Annotated in this window: 1 protein-coding gene and 2 pseudogenes; all 3 read left to right on the plus strand. The window is 68.5% G+C overall.

The genetic code is table 11. From position 1 onward, the window contains the following. Positions 1-198 precede the first annotated feature (198 nt). Entirely contained in the window at positions 199-672 is a 474-nt protein-coding gene (locus AC2W7C_RS16575; protein ID WP_486002373.1) for a Fur family transcriptional regulator, read from the plus strand. A 235-nt stretch (positions 673-907) separates the two neighbouring features. Beyond that, positions 908-2263, plus strand: a pseudogene (gene miaB, locus AC2W7C_RS16580) (tRNA (N6-isopentenyl adenosine(37)-C2)-methylthiotransferase MiaB); the annotation flags it as partial. Positions 2264-2333: 70 nt separating this feature from the next. Then, positions 2334-2574, plus strand: a pseudogene (locus AC2W7C_RS16585) (PhoH family protein); the annotation flags it as partial.

The following is a 2574-nucleotide window of genomic DNA, read 5'->3' on the forward strand; positions in this document are numbered from 1 at the left end:
CGAGACGCGTGTTCCTGGAGGTGGCGGAGGACAACGCCGCGGCCCTGGCCCTTTATCGCCGGGCCGGGTTCGCCGAGGCCGGGCGGCGCCGGGCCTACTACGGCCGGGCCGACGGTTCGCGGGCGGACGCCCTGCTTTTCGCTCTCAACTTGGCGGCGCCGCTTCCCTAGCGAAGAGAGGCCCCCTATTCTCACCGCCATGGACCGGATCGAGAAACTCTGCGCCGACCGCGGCATGCGCATGACCGAGCAACGCCGGGTGATCGCCCGCGTGCTGTCTTCGGCCGAAGACCACCCGGATGTCGAGGAGCTGTACCGCCGCGCCTCGGCCATCGATCCGCACATCTCCATCGCCACCGTCTATCGCACCGTGCGCCTGTTCGAAGAGGCGGGCGTGGTCGAGAAGCATGATTTCGGCGACGGTCGCAGCCGCTATGAGGAAGCGGGCGACGACCACCACGATCATCTGATCGACACCAAGACCGGCGAGGTCATCGAATTCTTCGACGCCGAGATCGAGCGGCTGAAGACCGAGATCGCCAAACGCCTGGGCTTCGAGCTGGTCGGGCACAAGCTGGAGCTCTACGGCAAGGCGATTCCGGGAGCGGAGCCTTCGGACCGGGACGGCCTGATCTTCAAGCGCCACGCGCACCGGGAAGACGAGACGGCGTAGGTTCGATCGCATTTGATCGACAGGACGTCACGCCTGTCGAACTTTCCCTTCGTCATGGCCGGGCCTGTCCCGGCCATCCATAATCGCGACTGGCGATCCTGAAGGGCTCACGACCGCCCTCTGGTGTTTATGGATTCCCGGCGCAGGGCCGGGAATGACGGGTTTGAATGTCGATTGAATCCGTTCCTTCCGCGCCAAGTAGCGCAAGAGGCGGCCGCGCACTAAAAGCCTATCCATGACCGAGACCCTCGTACCGCCGTCGGGGGAACAGGCCGCGCCCAAGCGCCTGTTCATCAAGACCTACGGCTGCCAGATGAACGTCTACGATTCCGAGCGCATGGCCGATGTGCTGCGGCCGCTGGGCTACGCCCCGACCGGGACGCCCGAGGACGCCGACTTCGTCATCCTGAACACCTGCCACATCCGCGAGAAGGCGGCCGAAAAAGTCTATTCCGAGCTCGGCAAGATGCGCGAGCTGAAGGACGCCAAGAACGGCGCCATGACCATCGCGGTCGCCGGCTGCGTGGCCCAGGCCGAGGGCGAGGAGATCATGCGACGCCAGCCGGCGGTGGACCTGGTGGTCGGGCCGCAGGCCTATCACCAGCTGCCGGAGCTGCTGACCCGCACCGCCCGCGCCCGCGGCGAGCGGATCGGCGCCGACTTCGCCCCGGACGAAAAGTTCGACGCCCTGCCCGCCTCACGCGGGGTGGAGGGCTTCACCGCCTTCCTGACCGTGCAGGAGGGCTGCGACAAGTTCTGCACCTTCTGCGTGGTGCCCTACACCCGCGGCGCCGAATGGTCGCGGCCGGTGGCGGCCATCCTGGCCGAGGCGCGCGAGCTGGCGGCCAAGGGGGTGCGCGAGGTCACCCTGCTGGGGCAGAACGTCAACGCCTACGACGGCGAGGGGCCGGACGGGAAGCCGTCCAGCCTGGCGCGGCTGGCCTACGCCCTGGCCGAGATTCCGGGCCTGGACCGCATCCGCTACACGACCAGCCATCCCAACGACATGTCCGAAGACCTGATCGCGGCGCACGGCGACCTGGAGGCTCTGATGCCGTGGCTGCACCTGCCGGTGCAGTCGGGTTCGGACCGCATCCTGCGGCTGATGAACCGCAAGCACGGCCGGCAGAAATATTTCGACCTGATCGGCCGCATCCGCGAGGCCCGGCCGGACATGGCGATGTCGGGCGACTTCATCGTCGGCTTCCCCGGCGAGACCGATCGGGATTTCGAGGACACGATGGAGCTGGTCAGACGGGTCAACTACGCCTCGGCCTTCTCGTTCATGTACTCGCCGCGGCCCGGCACGCCGGCGGCGACCATGGCGGCGCAGGTCCCCGAAGCGGTGTCGCGCGAGCGGCTGCAGGCGCTTCAGGCGCTGCTGTTCGAGCAGCAGACGGCGTTCAACGCGTCACGGACCGGAATGACCATCCCCGTGCTGTTCGAGCGGCCGGGCAAGTTCGGGGGCCAGGCCACCGGACGGTCGCCCTGGCTGCAGCCCGTCCACGCCGACGGCGCGGATCATCTGATCGGCCAGATCGTTCCGGTGACGATCGAAAGCGGCGGCCTGAAATCCCTCGGCGGCCGTCTGGCGCCCCCCCCGTCGCTCAAGCAGCGAGGCTCCGCGAGCCGAGCGATAGCGACCCAAGGAAAGTCGCTTGATGGCGCGTGCGAGCGAGTTCCTGGCGCTGGACGACGACGCCCTGCGCGCCGTCATCGGGCCCAACAGCCGCCACCTCGCCCTGATCGAGGACCGGTTCAAGGTGCTGGTCGAGACGCCGGGCGGCGGGGTGTCGATCAACGGCTCGCCGCGCGACCGGGCCCAGGCCCGGCGGGTCATCGAGACCCTGGCGGACCGGGCGGCGACAGGCGCGGAGATCACGGAAGCGGACGTGCGCACCG

The organism is Brevundimonas sp. CURTG3B2_SDJG (assembly GCF_057364705.1).